The sequence below is a fragment of the Pseudomonas baetica genome (assembly GCF_019733355.1).
Classification (GTDB): domain Bacteria; phylum Pseudomonadota; class Gammaproteobacteria; order Pseudomonadales; family Pseudomonadaceae; genus Aquipseudomonas; species Aquipseudomonas baetica_A.
Genome location: NZ_JAIHLQ010000167.1, coordinates 1 through 315, shown reverse-complemented (window position 1 = coordinate 315; position 315 = coordinate 1). Strand labels below are relative to the sequence as shown.

At 51.7% G+C, this 315-nt stretch carries 1 pseudogene; it reads right to left on the bottom strand.

Annotated features, from left to right (window positions below):
• Nucleotides 1-315 (bottom strand): annotated as a pseudogene (locus tag K5E40_RS34590) (ISNCY family transposase); the annotation flags it as partial.

Genomic DNA, 315 nt, shown 5'->3' with positions numbered 1-315 from the left:
CCATCCGTTCACCACTGACATCCAACAGCGCCTTGTAATACTGTTCTTCCCCCAGTCGATTCGGCTTTACCTTGTCTGGATGTGGCCCACGACGTCGGTTGGCTGTCGGGGTGTTCGGCAAGCTACGTGAACGCACATCATCCCGCATCGTCTGTACTTCCTGAGCCATCTGCAAAACGTGGCCAAGCCGCTTGTTATCAACAATAGCCCCCTGATTGACCGGTGCAAGCCGATCATTAATGCAGTAATCCAACAGGTTGCCATCAGGGCCACGTAATTCAACCCGATCATCGCAATAGTGATAAACCACAATTT